Consider the following 17,705-nt stretch of genomic DNA (forward strand, 5'->3'; position numbering starts at 1 on the left):
CTGGGCTATAATTGCCGGGCTACATGGTGGGAGAAGCGGCGCTTTGTGTTGAAGCACCCGCTGCCGAAGGCGCAACGCCCGTAATCGCTCAGGCCCGATACCACCCGCACCAAAACTCTGGAGAGACCGGCCAGTGCCGGCGCCGAAGGGGCACGAAGCACGCAGCCGCGCGCTTTTAAACTCTCAGGCAAAAGGACAGAGGGGCACCCAGGAAGACCGCAGGGTCCGGTGGATCGTTGTCGCCCATGACACGCCCCGTCCGCGCTTCCGAACGTGCGTGCCCACTCTTTTGGATGCCAGCCATGTCCCAGAACACCCCTACCCTGCGCGAGCTTGAACACCACCACGCGTTCGTTGAACGCCACATCGGCCCCAACGACGCCGAAATCGCGCAGATGCTCGACGTGGTCGGCCACGCCTCGCTGGACGCACTGACCGACGCCATCGTGCCGTCGGGCATCAAGTCGCCGGCCGCACTGGCGCTGCCCAGCTCGCTGACCGAAGTGGAAGCACTGGCCAAGATCCGCGCCATCGCCGACAGGAACCAGGTGTTCCGCACCTTCATCGGCCAGGGGTACTACGGCACCCTCACCCCGAACGTCATCCTGCGCAACGTGCTGGAAAACCCGGCGTGGTACACCGCCTACACCCCGTACCAGGCCGAGATCTCGCAGGGCCGCATGGAAGCGCTGATCAACTTCCAGACCCTGTGCGCCGACCTGACCGGCATGGAGATCGCCAACGCCTCGCTGCTGGATGAAGCCACCGCCGCGGCCGAAGCGATGACCCTGGCCAAGCGTTCGGCCAAGTCCAAGTGCGACACCTTCTTCGTGCACGACGCCGTGCACCCGCAGACGCTGGAACTGCTGCGCACCCGCGCCGAGCCGATGGGCATCGTGCTGCGCGTGGGCACCCCGGCCGAAGCCATGGAAGCCGAAGCCTACGGCGTGCTGCTGCAGTACCCCGATACCTTCGGCCACATCGGCGACTACAAGGCGCTGGCCGATGCCGTGCATGCCCGTGGTGGCCTGGTGGCCGTGGCCACCGACCTGCTGGCGCTGACCCTGATCGCCGCCCCCGGCGAATGGGGCGCGGACATCGTGGTGGGCAATTCGCAGCGCTTCGGCGTGCCGTTCGGCTTCGGCGGCCCGCACGCGGCCTTCATGGCCTGCCGTGATGCCTACAAGCGCTCAATGCCGGGCCGCCTGATCGGCGTGTCGGTCGATGCGCAGGGCAATGCCGCCTACCGCCTCACCCTGCAGACCCGCGAGCAGCACATCCGCCGCGAGAAGGCCACCTCCAACATCTGCACCGCGCAGGTGCTGCTGGCGGTGATGGCCTCGATGTATGCCGTGTACCACGGCCCCGAGGGCCTGACCCGCATCGCCCGCCGCACCCACCGCCTGGCCGCGATCCTGGCTGCCGCGCTGCGCACGGCCGGCATCAACGTCGGCGAGCATTTCTTCGACACCCTGCACGTCAAGGACATCGACGCGACCGCGATCCATGCCAAGGCCGCCGCCGCCCGCATCAACCTGCGCGCGATCGACAGTGAAGCGGTCGGCATCAGCCTGGACGAAACCACCACCCGCGCCGACATTGTCGCGCTGGGCCAGCTGTTCGGTGCCAGCGTGGATGTGGAAGCACTGGACGCGGCCACCGCCGATGCCCTGCCGGCCGGCCTGGTGCGCACCAGCGCGTTCCTGACCCACCCGGTGTTCAACACCCACCACAGCGAACACGAGCTGCTGCGCTACCTGCGCTCGCTGGCCGACAAGGACCTGGCGATGGATCGCACCATGATCCCGCTGGGCAGCTGCACCATGAAGCTCAATGCCACCGCCGAGATGATCCCGGTGACCTGGCCGGAGTTCGCCAACATCCACCCGCTGGCCCCGGCCGACCAGGCCCTTGGCTACAAGGAACTGATCGACGGGCTGGAAGCGATGCTGGTCGAGTGCACCGGCTATGACGCGGTGAGCCTGCAGCCGAACTCCGGCGCGCAGGGCGAATATGCCGGCCTGCTGGCGATCCGTGCCTACCACCGCTCGCGCGGCGAAGGCCATCGCGACGTCTGCCTGATTCCGGATTCGGCGCACGGCACCAACCCGGCTTCCGCGCAGATGTGCGGCATGAAGGTGGTGGTGACCAAGACCGACGGCAATGGCAACGTGGATGTGGAAGACATCCGCATCAACGCCGAAAAGTACAGCGACCGCCTGGCCGCGATCATGATGACCTACCCCTCCACGCACGGCGTGTTCGAGGAAGAAGTGGTCGAGATCTGCGAGATCATCCACAAGCATGGCGGCCAGGTGTACACCGACGGCGCCAACATGAACGCCCTGGTCGGCGTGGCCAAGCCCGGCAAGTGGGGCTCGGACGTGTCGCACCTGAACCTGCACAAGACCTTCTGCATTCCGCACGGCGGCGGCGGCCCGGGCGTGGGCCCGTGCGCGGTCAAGTCCCACCTTGCCCCGTTCCTGCCGGGCAAGCTCGGCGACAACGGCCCGGTGGGCATGGTCAGCGCGGCCAGCTTCGGCAGCGCCTCGATCCTGCCGATCAGCTGGATGTACATCACGCTGATGGGTACCGAAGGCCTGCGCAAGGCCACCCAGGTGGCGCTGCTCAACGCCAACTACATCGCCAAGCGCCTGGCCCCGCACTTCAAGACGCTGTACACCGGCCGCAACGGGCTGGTGGCGCACGAGTGCATCCTGGACGTGCGGCCGCTGGAGAAGACCTCCGGCGTGGGGGCTGAAGACGTGGCCAAGCGGCTCATCGACTTCGGCTTCCACGCCCCGACCCTGAGCTTCCCGGTCGCCGGCACGCTGATGGTGGAGCCGACCGAAAGCGAATCGCTGCACGAGCTGGACCGCTTCATCAACGCGATGATCCAGATCCGCGAGGAAATCGCCGCGATCGAAGACGGCCGCCTGGACCGCGAGGACAACCCGCTCAAGCACGCCCCGCACACTGCCACGGCGGTGTCGGCCAGCGAGTGGTCGCACGCCTACCCGCGTGAACTGGCCGCCTTCCCGCTGGCCAGCCTGCGCCAGCAGAAGTACTGGCCGCCGGTGGCACGCGTGGACAACGTCTACGGCGACAAGAACGTGATGTGCGCCTGCATCCCGGTCGACGCGTACAAGGAAGACGAGGGCGTGGAGGTCTGATCCTCCTGCCTGGTTTAAACGAAAACGGCCCGCGAAAGCGGGCCGTATTCATTTCACGCAACACCCATCCGGGATCAATCGACCTGGCGGTTGCGGCGCGCGCGGCGGGCAATTTCGCTGGTGATGGCGATCACCGCGGTGAGCGCGGCCATCGACAGGAACTGCACGCGGGTGTGCGCTTCGGAGAGCAGCAGGCCGAAGATCAGTGCCAGCACGCACAGGCCGAGCACGGTCAGGTACGGGTAGCCGGCCATGCGGAACGGCAGGCGGGTGCCGTCGCGGTTGGCGCGGTGGCGCAGGATCAGCTGCGACAGCAGCGAAATCGTCCACACCAGCAGGCAGGTGGAGCCCACGATGTTCAGCAGCACCGGCAGCACCTTGTCCGGGAACACCAGCTCCATCACCGTGGCGGCGAAGCCGAACAGCACGCTGGCCAGCACCGCGATGATCGGCACGTGGCGCGGGTCGGTCCATCCCAGCACCGCCGGGGCTTCGCGGCGGCGCGCCAGCGAATACATCATGCGCGAGGCGCCATACAGGTTGGCGTTGAGCGCCGACAACAGTGCAATCACCGCGATCAGGGTGATGGCCGTGGCCGCCCCCGGAATGTTGGCCACCTGCAGCACCGCGGCGAACGGCGACTTCAGCGCTTCGCTGGTCCACGGCACCACGGCGATGATCACGCTCAGCGAGCCGATGTAGAACACCAGGATGCGCCAGGCCACGGTGCGGATGGCACGGGCAATGCTGCGCTCGGGGTCTTCGGTTTCGGCCGCGGCCACTGCCACGATTTCGGTACCGCCGAAGGCAAACACCACCACCAGCAGCGCGGCACCGATCCCGGCCAGCCCGTTGGGGGCGAAACCGCCATGCTGGGTGAAGTTGCTCAGGCCCGGCGACGCCACGTCCGGCAGCCAGCCCATCAGCAGCGCCACGCCAATCAGGATGAACCCGATGATGGCGGCCACCTTGAGGATGGCGAACCAGAACTCGAATTCACCGAAGTTCTTCACCCCCAGCAGGTTGATCGCGGTGAAGAACAGCATGAATGCCAGCGCCGCCATCGGTACCGGGATCACCGGCCACACCGTGGCCAGCAGGCCCGCCGCACCGACCGCTTCGGCAGCGATCACGATCACCAGCTGCACCCACCACAGCCACCCCACCGTGGCACCGGCGGTGGCGCCCATGGCGTCGGCGGCATACACCGAGAACGCGCCACTGGTCGGTTTGGCCGCGGCCATCTCGCCCAGTGCGTTCATCACGATGATCACCAGCGCACCGGCCACCAGGTAGGACAGCAGCACGGCCGGCCCGGCCGCCTGTACGCCCACCCCGGAGCCCAGGAACAGGCCGGCGCCGATGGCGCTGCCCAGGCCCATCATGATCAGCTGGCGGGGTTTGAGCGAGCTCCCGAGGCGGGTGTCGGCGGGTGCGGCGGCGGAGGCCGGAGTCTGGGATGCGGGCATCGGAATCGATTGGCGGGCAACAGGTGCGACACCATACCTTGTCCGGCCGGCGGACGGGATAGGGGCGGCGTCCCTGCCCCTTTAATCAGGCCTCGGCGCGCTCTGCGATCTGGGCGCGATAGGCCCGCGGCGACACCCCGACCTCGGCCTTGAATTTGCGGGTGAACGCGCTCTGGTCGGTAAACCCGCAGGCCTGGCCGATGCTGGCGATGGTGTCGCTGCCATGCAGCAGATGCACCGCCATCTGGATGCGCAGCCGGGTCAGTACCTGCTGCGGGGTCATCTGGAACACCCTGCGGAAGGTGCGCTCCAGCTTGGACAGCGAAAACCCGGTGATATCCAGCAGGGTCTGCATGCGCACGTTCTCGGCGTAATGCGCGTTCAGGTGGGCCAGCGCCAGCCGCAGCTGTTCGTATTGGGTGCCCAGGCTGTCTTTCTGCCCCAGGTCGCGGGAGATGCCGATCAGCCCTCGGATCTGCCCGTCCACCAGCAGCGGCCGCTTGCAGGTGAGGCACCAGCCCGGCTCGCGGTTGGCGAACAGGTGCAGCTCCATCAGGTTCTCGATCACTTTGCCGGCCAGCACCTGCGCATCCTGGGTGGCGTAGTCCGCGCCCAGCCCCGTGGGGTAGATCTCGGCAGCGGTGCGCCCGATCACTTCCTTGCGCGACTTCAGCCCCAGCCGGCGCAGCATGGTCTGGTTGATATGCGTGTAGCGCCCGTCGCGGTCCTTCATGAAGAACAGCACATCGGGAATCGCATCGAACAGGGCTTCGATGTCGGCAGGTTCAACGCGCATGCGGGGATGGCAGGAGGATGGACACGCCACCAAGGATACCTGCCTGGTTGCCGGCGTGAAGCGCAGGTGCATGCGCGACCGGGTTCTCCGACCGGCGATTAACGCCCCGCCCGCCACTGTGAGGCGTTGCATCCCCCCTGCCAGCCCGGAGTCGCCTGATGGCCACCAGCAAGCCCCGCACCAAATCCGCCCCTCCCGCCGATCGCCGTGGCGAAGGCGACGAACTTCACCAGCAGGCCGGCGGTGGCCATCCGGCACTGACCACCAACCAGGGCATCCCGGTGGCGGACAACCAGAACTCGCTGCGCGACACCCCGCGCGGGCCGACGTTGCTGGAAGACTTCATCCTGCGCGAGAAGATCACCCACTTCGACCATGAGCGCATTCCCGAGCGCATCGTGCACGCGCGCGGCAGCGCTGCGCACGGCTATTTCGAACTTACCCGTTCGCTGGAGGAGTTCACCCGTGCGCGCGTGCTGACCGAAGTAGGCGTCCGCACGCCCGTGTTCACCCGTTTCTCCACTGTGGCCGGTGGTGCCGGTTCCGTGGACACCCCGCGCGATGTGCGCGGCTTCGCGGTGAAGTTCTACACGCCCGAGGGTAACTGGGACCTGGTGGGCAACAACATCCCGGTGTTCTTCATCCAGGACGCGATCAAGTTCCCCGACCTTATCCACGCGGTCAAGATGGAACCGGACCGTGCATTCCCGCAGGCCGCCAGCGCCCATGACACGTTCTGGGACTTCGTTTCGCTGATGCCCGAATCGATGCACATGATCATGTGGGCGATGAGCGACCGCACGATTCCGCGTTCGCTTCGCACCATCGAAGGCTTCGGCATCCACAGCTTCCGGCTGTTGAACGATGCCGGCGAATCCACCTTCGTGAAGTTCCACTGGCGGCCCAAGCTTGGGGTGCAGTCCACCGTGTGGGACGAGGCGGTGAAGCTGCAGGGGGCGGACAACGATTTCCACCGCCGCGACCTGTTCGAGGCGATCACTGCCGGTGACTTCCCCGAATGGGAGCTGGCGGTGCAGCTGTTCACCGAAGAAGAAGCCGAGGCGTTCCCGTTCGACCACCTGGATTCGACCAAGATCATTCCCGAATCGCTGGTGCCGCTGACCGTGATCGGCCGGATGGTGCTGGATCGCTGGCCGGACAACTTCTTCGCCGAAACCGAGCAGGTCGCCTATTGCCCGGCCAACGTGCCGCCCGGCATCGATTTCAGCAACGACCCGCTGCTGCAGGGACGGCTGTTCTCGTACCTGGACACCCAGCTCAGCCGCCTGGGTGGGCCGAACTTCCACCAGATTCCAGTCAACGCACCCAAGTGCCCGTTCGCCAACCATCAACGCGACGGCCATATGCAGATGAACATCCCCAAGGGCCGGGTGGCATATGACCCCAGCTCGCTGCAAGGCGACAGCCCGCGCGAGACCGCTGATGGCTTCCCCAGCCATGCCACGCCGGCCGATGATGGTCGCAAGGGGCGCGTGCGTGCTGCCAGCTTCGCCGACCACTACAGCCAGGCGCGCATGTTCTTCCGCAGCCTGGAGGCGCCGGAGCAGGCGCACCTGGCCTCTGCGCTGGTGTTTGAATTGTCCAAGGTGGAAACGGTGCCCGTGCGCGAGCGCACGGTGAGCCACCTGCGCAACATCGACGAGTCGTTGGCCAAACGCGTTGCCGACGGCCTGGCGATGCCCGCCCTGCCCGCCCCGGCCCCTACCGCCACTCCCGCCCAGGACCTGCCCAAGGCGCCGGAGGTGCGCATCATCGGCCGCACCAAGGACCTGCTCAAGGGCCGCTGCATCGGCATCCTGTTCGACGAGGGCTCCGACGCGGGGCTGATCGCAAACCTGCGCAAAGCGGCCGAGAAAGCCGGCGCGAAGGTGAAGCTGGTCGCGCCCAAGGTCGGCGGCGGCAAGCTGAGCGACGGCAGACTGCAGCCTGCGGATGGCCAGCTGGCAGGCACGCCCTCGGTGGTGTTCGATGCAGTGGCGATCGTACTGAGCGCCGACGCCGCCAAGCGCCTGAGCAAGGAATCGGCCGCGATCGATTTCGCCGCGGACGCCTGGGCCCACCTGAAGGCCATCGCCGCCGATGACGGCGCCCAGCAGCTGCTCAAGACGGCGCGCGTTGGCAAAGACAATGGCGTGGTGGAAGCCGAAGACGCCAAGGGCTTCATCGCCGCCGCCGCCACCCGCCAGTGGGCGCGCGAACCCAAGGTGCGCACCCTCGCCTGACCCGTCCCGGCAGGAGCGGACAGTGGATCCGCTCCTGCCGGGCAACGTGTAGAGCGGACCGTTGGTCCGCTGCTCCCTGAAGAGAGGACGATTCCCATGCCGCGCGGAGACAAATCCAGTTACACCGACAAGCAGAAGCGCCAGGCCGAGCACATCGAGGAAAGCGAAAAAGCCGAGGGTCGCAGCGACGAAGCCGCCGAACGCATCGCCTGGGCGACCGTGAACAAGCAGGATGGCGGCGGCAAGAAACGGCCGGCGAAGAAGGCCTCCAAGGCATCCCGGTAGGGTTGGTTCCCAAACAACCGCCAGTACAGGTGCCACGCACTTTGACGCATGGACCTGAAATCGAAACAGGTTTCCGCATCACCAACGCCTACGCCAGCGCGCCACCACCGCGCCTGGGTAAGCGGCCCCCTGACCCGATGCAGGGTTTGGCCCGGCACCGCCTTGACGGCCAGCGCGGTGGATGGGCGATACTCGCGCATCACCGCAGGATGCGGACAGGGGAATCACTTACATGAAATCTGCACGCACGCTGGTCTTGTTGGCCCTGCTGATGCCGTTGTCCGCACTGGCGCAGACGGCCCTCCACGATGGCCAGGGAAACGCCCTGCCTGAGACGTCTTCGGCGAAATCCAGCGAAGGCTTCTCGGCGTCGATGGTGGTTACCGCAGACCCGGAATGGCAACAGAAGTGGGAGAACCCGGTCAACGGGGTACCGAGCTTCGAACTGGCCACCGAGGTCAAGGAAGGTGGCTCGCTCTACATCCTGTCCTTCCTGACCAACCCGAAGCTGGACGCCGCCGGCATGGCGCAAGTGCGCTGCGACCTGCGGATCACCCGCCCCGACGGCAGCCTGAGCGGCGACGAGCACGACCTGCCCTGCTTTGTCACCCAGCTCGATACCGATCCCAACAGTGTCTATCTGTCTTCGGTGGGGATGAAGTTCACCGCGGAAGCAGGCGATCCGCATGGCACATGGACCGTGGCGATCACCGTGCGCGACACCGTGCGCAACGTCAGCCTGCCGCTGCAGTCGTCCTTCGACATCAACTGAATCCGGCCGAGGCTCATCACCGATGCTGGGACACATCGCATGACGCGCATCCTTGGAATGTTCCTGTACGTGACCAGCCTGCTTGCGGTGCTGGGAACGGGGGCTTACATCGCCCAGCTGATCCAGGTATTCCCCGTAGAACATCTGGCCAGTTATGGCCCGCGCATTCCCGCGGTGGCTGCACTGAATGCGCGGTGGCTGCCTCATGCTCCTGCCCTGCTGTTCGCTGCCGCAGCCGTATCGGCACTTGTTGCCATGGGAATATGGCGGCTGCCGACCCAGGTGTCCAACCGGCCCTTCGCGCTGGCCGCACTGGCGGCGGTCAACTACTTCCTCAGCCTCCACTGCTGCATGTCACTGCTGGTTGCCTGGTTCCTGCTTCCGCGACTGGCCAACGCGGCCTAAGCGGAAGGCTCGAAGCTGAGTGATTTACCCGGCCCGCTCAAGTTGTATCAAGCGCGCCAGGGAAAACGCAGAAGCCCCGCTTTCGCGGGGCTTCTGGTTGCCAGGCAGGCCTGGCACTACGCCGGATGGTGTCGGGCGTGGCCCGGCACCTGGATCAGGCGAACGGGTCCTGCAGGACCATGGTGTGGTCGCGGTCCGGGCCGGTGGAGACGATGCTGATCGGGCAACCGGCCAGCTCTTCCAGGGCACGCAGGTAGGCACGCGCGGCCGCCGGCAGCTTGTCCCACTCGGTGATGCCGTGGGTGTTCTCGTTCCAGCCCGGGAATTCCAGGTACACCGGGGTGCACTCTTCCCAGCCCTGCGCGTCCAGCGGTGCGTATTCGGTGCGCTTGCCACGGTATTCGTAGGCAATGCAGACCTTCAGCTTTTCCATGCCGTCCAGCACGTCCAGCTTGGTGATGCACAGGCCGCTGATGCCGTTGATGGCCACGGCGCGCTTGAGCGCGACGATGTCCATCCAGCCGCAACGACGCGGACGGCCGGTCGAGGCGCCGTATTCGGCACCGCGGTCGCGGATGCCCTGGCCGATCTCGTCGTCCAGCTCGGTCGGGAACGGACCGCCGCCGACGCGGGTGGCATACGCCTTGGCGATGCCCAGCACGTAGTCGATCGCATCGGCGCCGACGCCGGCACCGGCCAGCGCACCGCCCACGGTGGTGTTGGAGCTGGTGACGTATGGGTAGGTGCCGTGGTCGATGTCCAGCAGCGCGCCCTGCGCGCCTTCGAACAGCACGCGCTTACCCTGCTTGCGCAGGTCGTGCAGGATGCCGGCCACGTCGGACTTCATCGGCTGGACGTACTCGCCGAAGGCCAGTGCTTCGTCGTAGGTCTTCTGGAAGTCGACCGCGTCGGTCTTGAGGTAATTGGTCAGCACGAAGTTGTGGTAATCCAGCGCGGTGCGCAGAAGTTCTTCGAGCTGGGCCGGGTAATGCAGGTCGGCGATGCGGATGCCGCGACGCGCCACCTTGTCTTCATAGGCCGGGCCGATGCCACGGCCGGTGGTGCCGATCGCCTTGCCGCCGGCGGCGCGTTCGCGCGCCTGGTCCAGGGCGATGTGGTACGGCATGATCAGCGGCGCGGCCGGGGAGATCTTCAGGCGCGAACGCACTTCCACGCCGGAGGTTTCCAGCTCGGCGATTTCCTTCTGCAGCGCAGCCGGCGAGATCACCACGCCGTTGCCGATCAGGCACAGCGCGTCTTCACGCAGGATGCCCGACGGGATCAGGTGCAGCACGGTCTTCTTGCCATTGATGACAAGGGTGTGGCCGGCATTGTGGCCGCCCTGGAAACGCACTACGGCACCGATTTCCTCGGTGAGCAGATCGACGATCTTGCCCTTGCCTTCATCGCCCCATTGGGCACCAAGCACTACGACAGACTGACCCATGACGGGCTCCTCGAATTGTTGCGGCCATCGGGGCCGCGGACGGGTAAACCGTAGCAGGGCCGGCCGGCGCGGAAGTGACGGCTCCAATCGGGGAGCGGTCGGCGCAGGCAGGCCCAGACACGGAAAAAGCCGAACGGGGAGGCCCGTCCGGCTTTTGTGCATTATCCGGGTTTCCGGGGTCGACCGCCACCCCGAAGGGGGGCGGATTCAACCGGCGGTCAGCGGTCGTTCTTCATGTACTGCAGGAACGGGTCGTTCTTGTCCAGCACGATCACCCCATTACCATCGGTCATGGAGTTGCGGTAGGCCTCCAGGCTGCGGTAGAACGAGAAGAACGACGGATCGGCCGAGCCGGCCTGGCCGTAGATCCGGGCCGCTTCGGCGTCGCCGGCACCACGCAGGCGCTGGGCGTCGCGCTCGGCTTCGGCCACGATCACGGTGCTTTCGCGGTCGGCCTGGGCACGGATGGTGAGCGACTGCTCTTCACCCTCTGCCCGCAGCTTGGCCGCTTCCTGCTTGCGCTGGGCGCGCATGCGCTCGTACACGTCGTTGATCACCTGGCTGTCGGTCGGCAGGTCGATCTGCTTGATGCGCAGGTCGATGATCTGCATGCCCAGGCCCTTGACCGCCTCGTTGATGCCGGTCAGCTGACCGGCAATCAGTTCGCTGCGATCGCCGGAGACCAGCTGCTGCAACGAGCGCGAGTTGATCTGGTTGCGCAGCGAGTCGGTGATGATCGGCGCCAGCCGGGCATCGGCCACGCTGGCATCGCCGCCGGTGGCGCGGTAGTACGCGCGCACGTCGGAGATGTAGCCAATGGCGAAGAAGTCGACGCTGACGTCCTTCTGCTCGGCGGTGAAGTAACGCGCCGGGGCGGTGGCCAGCACCTGGAAGCGACGGTCGAACACGCGCACCGTTTCCACCAGCGGCAGCTTGAAGTGCAGGCCGGGCTTGATGTCGGCACGGACCACCTTGCCCAGGTTCAGCACCATGGCGGTCTGGTCCTCACGGACCACGAACACCGAACCCAGCAGGCCCAGCAGGACAGCAACGGCCAGGCCAATCCAAAGCGGACTCTTCATCGGATGGCTCCTTCGCTACCGGTCGGTCGGGTGGTCGGGCGCGTGGTCGGGCGCTCGGCGTTGCGCACGCCGTCAACCGGAGTGCTGGCCGGCAGCGACGGCATCATCACTTCCGGGGTCACCAGCGGGGTGCCGCTGGTGCCGGCGGCAGCGCCGGCGCGGTTGTCGGGCATGGGCACGTAGATCAGCTGGCGGCCATCGCCGCCGATGACCTTGCGGTTCTCGGCCAGCACCTTCTCGACGGTTTCCAGCCACAGGCGCTTGCGGGTGACTTCCGGGGCGTCCTTGTACTGGGCCTGCAGCAGGCTGAAGCGCTCGGCGTCACCCTGCGCGCGGGCCACCACGGCCTGCTTGAAGCCTTCGGCGGTGGTGCGGGCGCGCGAGGCCTGGCCGCGGGCTTCGGGCACGACCTTGGCCGCGTAGGCCTGGGCTTCGTTGATCAGGCGTTCCTTGACCTGCTGGGCACCGTTGACCTCGTCGAAGGCCGGCTTGACCTCTTCCGGCGGACGGGCATCGGGCAGGGTGAGCCCGGTCACGACCAGACCGGTACGGTAGGCCTTGAGCGCGGCCTGCAGGCGTTCCTGCGCGACCACGGCCAGCGGGCCACGGTTGTTGAGGACGGCGTTGAGGTCGGCACGGCCGACCTGCTCGCGCACCGCGCTCTGCGCGGACTGCTCCAGCACCTGGTCGGCCGACACCGAGCCGAACAGGTACAGGCGCGGATCGTCGATGCGGTACTGCACGTTGAGCGACACGCGCACGATGTTCTCGTCGCGGGTCAGCACCGGCACTTCGCTGCTGAAGGTTTTGATCTGGGTCGCGTTGACCTTGGTCACCGACTCGATCGGCCAGGGCAGCTTGAAGTTCGGGCCGGGCTGCAGGATGCGCGAGAACTGGCCGAAGCGCAGCACCACGCCGCGTTGCTGTTCGCCGATCAGCTGGAAGCTGGAGAACAACAGCAGCAGGACCACCGCCACCGCCACCCAACGCAGGATGCCGCCATCGAACAGGTCCTTGAGCGGTCCGGGCAACCCGCCCCAACCACCACCACCGCCGCCACCGCGCGGGCCGAACGGCCCTCGTCGATTCTCGTCGGAACCCTGTCCGCCCTTGTTGCCGCCGGGTGTATTCCAGGCCATGCACGCTCCATCAGTAAAGGTTGCCTGCGGGCCAGTCCCGCACCGTCAACCGTTCAATCCTGTCCGATTCTACTAGATGGGGCTGACCGACAGGATTGGAAGGGGCAACCCGGCGCAGGGCGCGATTCATCACGGTAAGGTGGAGCCCCCCATTCTGCAGGGCCACCCCCATGGCGATCCCCGAGCGGTTCACCGCTTTCCGCATCCACCAGGACGAGCAGGGCCACCACAGCGGTCTGGAGCCGATCGGCCTGGCCCAGCTCAACCCGGGCGAGGTGGTGGTGCGCGCCGAATGGTCGTCGGTGAACTACAAGGATGCCCTGGCCGGCACCGGCAAGGGGCGCATCCTGCGCCGCTTCCCGCTGGTGGGCGGGATCGACGTGGCCGGCACGGTGGTGGCCTCGACCGACCCGGCCTGGCGCGAGGGCGATGCGGTGCTGGCCACCGGCTGCGGGCTCAGCGAGACCCGCGATGGCGGTTACAGCCAGTATGTCCGGCTGGCGTCCAGCGCGGTCATCGCACGCCCCGCCGGCCTGGGCGCGCGCGAAGCAATGGTGATCGGCACCGCCGGTTTCACCGCGGCGCTGGCCCTGCTGCGGATGCTCGACAACCGGCTCACCCCGGCCCACGGCCCGCTGGCGGTGACCGGTGCGACCGGCGGGGTCGGTTCGCTGGCGGTGGATATCTTCAGCCGGGCCGGGTTCGAGGTGCACGCGATCAGCGGCAGGGCCGAGCAGGCCGATTACCTGCGGGGGCTGGGCGCGCGCGAGGTGCTGCCGCGCGACAGCCTGGCCACGGACAAGCCGATGGCGTCCGCCCGCTTCGGGGGTGGCCTGGACAATGCCGGCGGGCCGATGCTGGCCGGCCTGCTGGCCCAGACCGTGCCCTACGGCAGCGTGGTCAGCGCGGGCCTGGCCGCCAGTCCGGCGCTGGATATGACGGTGATGCCCTTCATCATCCGCGGCGTGTCGCTGCTGGGCGTGTCGTCGTCTTCGGCCCCGCGTGCGCTGCGCGAGCAGGTCTGGGAGCGACTGGGCGGCGACTGGAAGCCGCGGCACCTGGACGCAATCTGCACCGGCGAGATCGCCCTGGAGGCATTGCCGGCCGCGTTCGAGCGGATGCTGGCTGGCGGCGCGCTGGGCCGCACCGTGGTGCGGATCGACTGAGCGTTGCAGCTGGGCGACGGACGGCGCGGCGGACGCTTCTCTCTGACACGGGCGCGGCCCTACACTGCGGGCATCACTTGGGGAACAACATGGCACGCATTCTGATCGTCGACGATTCACAGTTGCAGCAGGTCGCAATCAAACGCATCGTCGAGAAGCTGGGGCACGAGACGTTGACCGCCGTGGATGGCGCCGACGGGGTGGAAGTGGCCAAGGCCGAGCTGCCCGACCTGGTCCTGATGGATGTGGTGATGCCCAACCTCAACGGGTTCCAGGCCACCCGCACCCTTGCGCGCGATGCCACCACCAAGCACATTCCCGTGATCCTGGTGACCACCAAGGACCAGGACACCGACCGCATGTGGGGCATGCGCCAGGGTGCCAAGGCCTACATCACCAAGCCGTTCTCCGAAGACGAGCTGTCCGAAGTGCTGGAACGGGTCTTCAGCGGGCAGCAGCCGCCTTCGGCGTGATGTGAGTGCGTACCGACCAACGGTCGGTACCTACCCGTTGTGGATACCGACCGCTGGTCGGCAGGCCGGCTAGATCTTTTCGCCGAACGCCTTGGCCAGCGCCTTGTAGGCCTTCTTCTGCGCCTCATCGGTCGGCACCGGGGCGATGATCTCGATTTCCACGATCTGGTCGCCGTCCGGGTTGCCCGGCAGGCCGCGGCCACGCAGGCGCAGCTTGCGCCCGGCATCCGAGCCGGCCGGCACCTTCAGCTCCACGGCACCGCCCAGCGTGGGGACGCTGATCGACGTGCCCAGCGCGGCCTGCCACGGGGTGACATCCAGCGTGTACAGGATGTTGCGGCCGTCGACCTCGAACTGGGGATGCGCGGCGTATTCCACTTCCAGCAGCAGGTTGCCGCCGTTGGTGCCCTGCCCGGTCAGCCGGATCACCTGGCCCGGACGGATGCCCTTGGGCACGCGCACGTCCAGCTGCTTGCCGTTGACGGTGATGCGCAGGCTGTCACCGCCGTAGGCCGCTTCCAGCGGTACCGACAGCTTGGCGCGGGTGTCGCGGACCGGCTGCGGGCCGGCGCCGGCGCCGCCAAAGCCACTGGCGCGGCCAGCCCCGCCGCCGCCGCGCTGGCGGGCGAACAGGCTTTCGAAGAAGTCGCTGAAGCCACCACCACCGGCGCCGCCGCCGAACACTTCCTCGAAATCGAAGCCCTGGGCGCCGCCATAGTTCGGCGGGGCATGGAACTCCTCGCCCGGCCGGTAGCCCTGGGCCTTGAGCTGGTCATAGGCCGCGCGCTTCTGCGGATCGCGCAGCGCCTCATAGGCCTCGTTGACCGCCTTGAACTTCTCTTCCGCGCCGGTTTCCTTGCTCACGTCCGGGTGGTACTTGCGCGCCAGCCGGCGGTAGGCGGTCTTGATTTCGGCATCGCCCGCGCTGGGTTCCACACCCAGCGTGGCGTAGTAATCCTTGAATTCCATCCATACACCTCGAATAAGTTCGGCCGCCCGCGCCGGCGGGAGCCATGCCGGCAATTCTAGCGGCTGGCCGCCCCGCTGCCGTGATCGAACGAATGATCCTGCGCAATGCAGTCGCCACGGGCGTCGGCTACGGTCGATATGGGAATGAACAGGTTTGTTTCAACGTTTTGACGCCGCCCTCCCACGCCCCTCACTACCCTGCCCTTGACCCAGGAGCTCCCATGACCATCCACGTTGGCGACCGCATTCCCGAAGTCACCCTCAAGCGCATCCGCGAGGGCATGGAGACGCTGGACACCCATGCCCTGTTCGATGGCCGCAAGGCGGTGCTGTTCGCGGTGCCCGGCGCGTTTACCCCGACCTGCTCGGCCCGCCACCTGCCCGGCTATGTCGAGCATTTCGCCGATTTCCGCCACCGCGGCATCGACGTGTTCTGCATGGCGGTCAACGACCCGTTCGTGATGAAGGCCTGGGGCGAAAGCCAGCAGGTCCCCGACGGGCTGCAGCTGCTGTCCGATGGCAACGGCGATTTCACCCGCGCGCTCGGCCTGGAACTGGATGCCAGCAGTTCCGGCATGGGCATGCGCTCGCGCCGCTTCGCGCTGTACGTGGAAGACGGCGTGGTCCGCAACACCTTCATCGAAGAGCCCGGCAAGTTCGAGGTCTCTTCGGCGCAGTACGTGCTGGAGCACCTGCCCAGCTGATCCCCCTCCCGCAACAAAGGAACCCGGCCAGCCATGTCAAAGCCAGCCAAGCAGCACCCGAAACCCTCCTCCAACGACAGCACGCCCCAGCCCGCCAGCCGTCCGCCGGGCATCAGCGACACGGCCACCCTGCGCGCCAAGGCCCGCAAGGACATCGAAGATGGCGCCATTACCGACAGCTACACCGCCGACCGCGAAGCGGTGATCAAGCTGCTCAACGATGCGCTTGCCACCGAATACGTGTGCGTGCTGCGCTACTACCGCCATTACTTCATGGCCAAGGGCATGCTGGCCGACGCGGTCAAGGGCGAGTTCCTCGAGCACGCGCAGCAGGAACAGGCGCATGCCGGCAAGCTGGCCGAACGCATCGTGCAGCTGGGCGGTGAACCCGATCTCAACCCCGACACGCTGACCCGACGCTCCCATGCCGAGTACAAGGAAGGCAAGGACCTTCGCGACATGGTCCGCGAGAACCTGATCGCCGAACGCATCGCCATCGACAGCTATCGGGAAATGATCAACTTCGTGGGCGACAAGGACACCACCACCAAGCGGATCCTCGAGGAAATCCTGGCGCAGGAAGAAGAACACGCCGATGAATTCGCGGACCTGCTCGAGGGTTGGATCGGCGAATGATCGCCGTACCGACCAACGGTCGGTACCTACCAGATACGCATGCATGATCGGTAGGTGCCGACCGTTGGTCGGTACCGTGCAATGAATCGGCAATGCGTCGGCCATGGCACGGTGGTAAGGTCGGCGACGTCCTCCTTGCAAGGAATGCATCGTGACCATCGCCCTTCGCCCTGCCCCGCTTGTGCTTGCCCTGCTGGCCTCTGCCGGGGCCTTCGCGCAGCCTGCCCCCGCGGCAGGCGAGCGCTCGCCGCCTTCGCCGCACTGCCTGGATGCACGTGGCGTACGCCAGGTTGAGCAGGCCAGCCCTGCGGCCATCGCCGTGCTGGGCGCCAATGGCCAGGCGTACCGGCTGGAGTTCACCGATGCCTGCCCCGGTGTCAACGAGGCCGAACAGGTCCGGCTGGACGCACCCGATGGCTGGGCCTGTGGCAGCCCCGGTGAGCGACTGGTGGTCGACGGCCGCACCTGCGCGGTGGCGGCGGTCGGGCTGATGGACAACCGCAGCTTCGCCGAAGCCGCCCGCGAGAGCAGCCGCCAGTACGCGGCGACCCTGCCGACAGTCAATGTGACGGCCAGATCAGCGCGCAGCAACCGGGCCCAGGCCTTCCAAGGCTCGCCCGAGTTCTGCTTCGCCACCCGCAACGTGCGCGGCTGGAGCGAAGATCCCAAGGGCGTGGTGGTGGAAACCAATCCGAAGAAGAACGGCGGTCATCGCTATTACCACCTGGAGCTGGGCAGCAGCTGCAGCATCCTGGAGGGCGCCACCGCCGTGGACTTCCAGTCCGGTTTCCAGAACGGGTTGATCTGCGGCAACCCGGGCGACCGCATCGTCATGGCCGACAATGGCCTGGTCAACGACGGCGAGGGCGGCGATCAACGCGCCCACACCCCACGCTTCGCCCGCCCCGGCTGTTCGGTATTGGCCGTCTACCCCCGGGAATGACGG

Annotated in this window: 15 protein-coding genes, 1 pseudogene and 1 riboswitch; of the genes and pseudogenes, 10 read left to right on the forward strand and 6 right to left on the reverse strand. The window is 66.9% G+C overall.

Going from position 1 to position 17,705, the window contains the following annotated elements:
* The first annotated feature begins 107 nt into the window (after positions 1 to 107).
* Positions 108 to 209: riboswitch (glycine riboswitch) on the forward strand.
* An 84-nt stretch (positions 210 to 293) separates the two neighbouring features.
* The gene (gene gcvP, locus ACQG3P_RS07730) at positions 294 to 3,173 is read left to right on the forward strand and encodes an aminomethyl-transferring glycine dehydrogenase (protein WP_426804694.1); all 2,880 of its coding nucleotides are present in this window, start codon (positions 294 to 296) and stop codon (positions 3,171 to 3,173) included.
* Between the two features lie 74 nt (positions 3,174 to 3,247).
* Here the strand turns inward: gcvP and ACQG3P_RS07735 are convergent, their stop codons facing one another.
* Together ACQG3P_RS07735 and ACQG3P_RS07740 are read right to left on the reverse strand one after the other, a co-directional pair.
* On the reverse strand, positions 3,248 to 4,642 hold the full coding sequence (locus ACQG3P_RS07735; protein WP_426804695.1) for an amino acid permease: 1,395 nt from the start codon (positions 4,640 to 4,642) through the stop codon (positions 3,248 to 3,250).
* Between the two features lie 85 nt (positions 4,643 to 4,727).
* Entirely contained in the window at positions 4,728 to 5,438 is a 711-nt protein-coding gene (locus ACQG3P_RS07740; RefSeq protein ID WP_282246974.1) for an AraC family transcriptional regulator, read from the reverse strand.
* 158 nt (positions 5,439 to 5,596) lie between these two features.
* Between ACQG3P_RS07740 and ACQG3P_RS07745 the strand changes: the two genes are divergently transcribed.
* From ACQG3P_RS07745 to ACQG3P_RS07760, 4 genes and pseudogenes are all read left to right on the forward strand, one after another.
* The gene (locus ACQG3P_RS07745) at positions 5,597 to 7,681 is read left to right on the forward strand and encodes a catalase (protein ID WP_426804696.1); all 2,085 of its coding nucleotides are present in this window, start codon (positions 5,597 to 5,599) and stop codon (positions 7,679 to 7,681) included.
* A 96-nt stretch (positions 7,682 to 7,777) separates the two neighbouring features.
* Positions 7,778 to 7,954 (forward strand): annotated as a pseudogene (locus ACQG3P_RS07750) (HupB); the annotation flags it as partial.
* A 244-nt stretch (positions 7,955 to 8,198) separates the two neighbouring features.
* Entirely contained in the window at positions 8,199 to 8,738 is a 540-nt protein-coding gene (locus tag ACQG3P_RS07755) for a hypothetical protein (RefSeq protein ID WP_426804697.1), read from the forward strand.
* A 39-nt stretch (positions 8,739 to 8,777) separates the two neighbouring features.
* A complete protein-coding gene (locus tag ACQG3P_RS07760; RefSeq protein ID WP_143584239.1) occupies positions 8,778 to 9,143 on the forward strand; it encodes a hypothetical protein in 366 nt (121 codons plus the stop codon).
* A 154-nt stretch (positions 9,144 to 9,297) separates the two neighbouring features.
* Here ACQG3P_RS07760 and ACQG3P_RS07765 read toward each other — a convergent pair whose 3' ends face one another.
* From ACQG3P_RS07765 to hflK, 3 genes are all read right to left on the reverse strand, one after another.
* Positions 9,298 to 10,590, reverse strand: a complete 1,293-nt coding sequence (locus ACQG3P_RS07765) for an adenylosuccinate synthase (RefSeq protein WP_068853655.1) — start codon at positions 10,588 to 10,590, stop codon at positions 9,298 to 9,300.
* A 218-nt stretch (positions 10,591 to 10,808) separates the two neighbouring features.
* Complete coding sequence (hflC, locus tag ACQG3P_RS07770) at positions 10,809 to 11,672, reverse strand: protease modulator HflC (protein WP_093532862.1); 864 nt, start codon at positions 11,670 to 11,672, stop codon at positions 10,809 to 10,811.
* Positions 11,669 to 12,811: an FtsH protease activity modulator HflK gene (gene hflK / locus ACQG3P_RS07775; RefSeq protein ID WP_093532861.1), complete on the reverse strand. Its 1,143-nt coding sequence runs from the start codon at positions 12,809 to 12,811 to the stop codon at positions 11,669 to 11,671. The genes hflC and hflK overlap by 4 nt, the downstream gene beginning before the upstream one ends.
* Positions 12,812 to 12,981: 170 nt before the next feature.
* On the opposite strand from hflK, the gene ACQG3P_RS07780 reads away from it, so the two are divergent.
* A complete protein-coding gene (locus tag ACQG3P_RS07780; protein WP_426804698.1) occupies positions 12,982 to 13,977 on the forward strand; it encodes a YhdH/YhfP family quinone oxidoreductase in 996 nt (331 codons plus the stop codon).
* Between the two features lie 89 nt (positions 13,978 to 14,066).
* Positions 14,067 to 14,450: a twitching motility response regulator PilH gene (gene pilH / locus ACQG3P_RS07785; RefSeq protein WP_068853659.1), complete on the forward strand. Its 384-nt coding sequence runs from the start codon at positions 14,067 to 14,069 to the stop codon at positions 14,448 to 14,450.
* 69 nt (positions 14,451 to 14,519) lie between these two features.
* Here pilH and ACQG3P_RS07790 read toward each other — a convergent pair whose 3' ends face one another.
* Positions 14,520 to 15,419, reverse strand: coding sequence for a DnaJ C-terminal domain-containing protein (locus tag ACQG3P_RS07790; RefSeq protein ID WP_093532859.1), 900 nt, complete (start codon positions 15,417 to 15,419; stop codon positions 14,520 to 14,522).
* Positions 15,420 to 15,640: 221 nt separating this feature from the next.
* Here ACQG3P_RS07790 and ACQG3P_RS07795 point away from each other — a divergent pair, with 221 nt between their 5' ends.
* From ACQG3P_RS07795 to ACQG3P_RS07805, 3 genes are all read left to right on the forward strand, one after another.
* Positions 15,641 to 16,123, forward strand: coding sequence for a peroxiredoxin (locus ACQG3P_RS07795; RefSeq protein ID WP_068853661.1), 483 nt, complete (start codon positions 15,641 to 15,643; stop codon positions 16,121 to 16,123).
* 33 nt (positions 16,124 to 16,156) lie between these two features.
* Complete coding sequence (locus tag ACQG3P_RS07800) at positions 16,157 to 16,759, forward strand: ferritin-like domain-containing protein (RefSeq protein WP_068853662.1); 603 nt, start codon at positions 16,157 to 16,159, stop codon at positions 16,757 to 16,759.
* 151 nt (positions 16,760 to 16,910) lie between these two features.
* Positions 16,911 to 17,702: a hypothetical protein gene (locus tag ACQG3P_RS07805; RefSeq protein WP_255220527.1), complete on the forward strand. Its 792-nt coding sequence runs from the start codon at positions 16,911 to 16,913 to the stop codon at positions 17,700 to 17,702.
* Positions 17,703 to 17,705: the final 3 nt, after the last annotated feature.

This window comes from Stenotrophomonas sp. SrG (assembly GCF_050031795.1).
GTDB lineage: Bacteria > Pseudomonadota > Gammaproteobacteria > Xanthomonadales > Xanthomonadaceae > Stenotrophomonas > Stenotrophomonas rhizophila_A.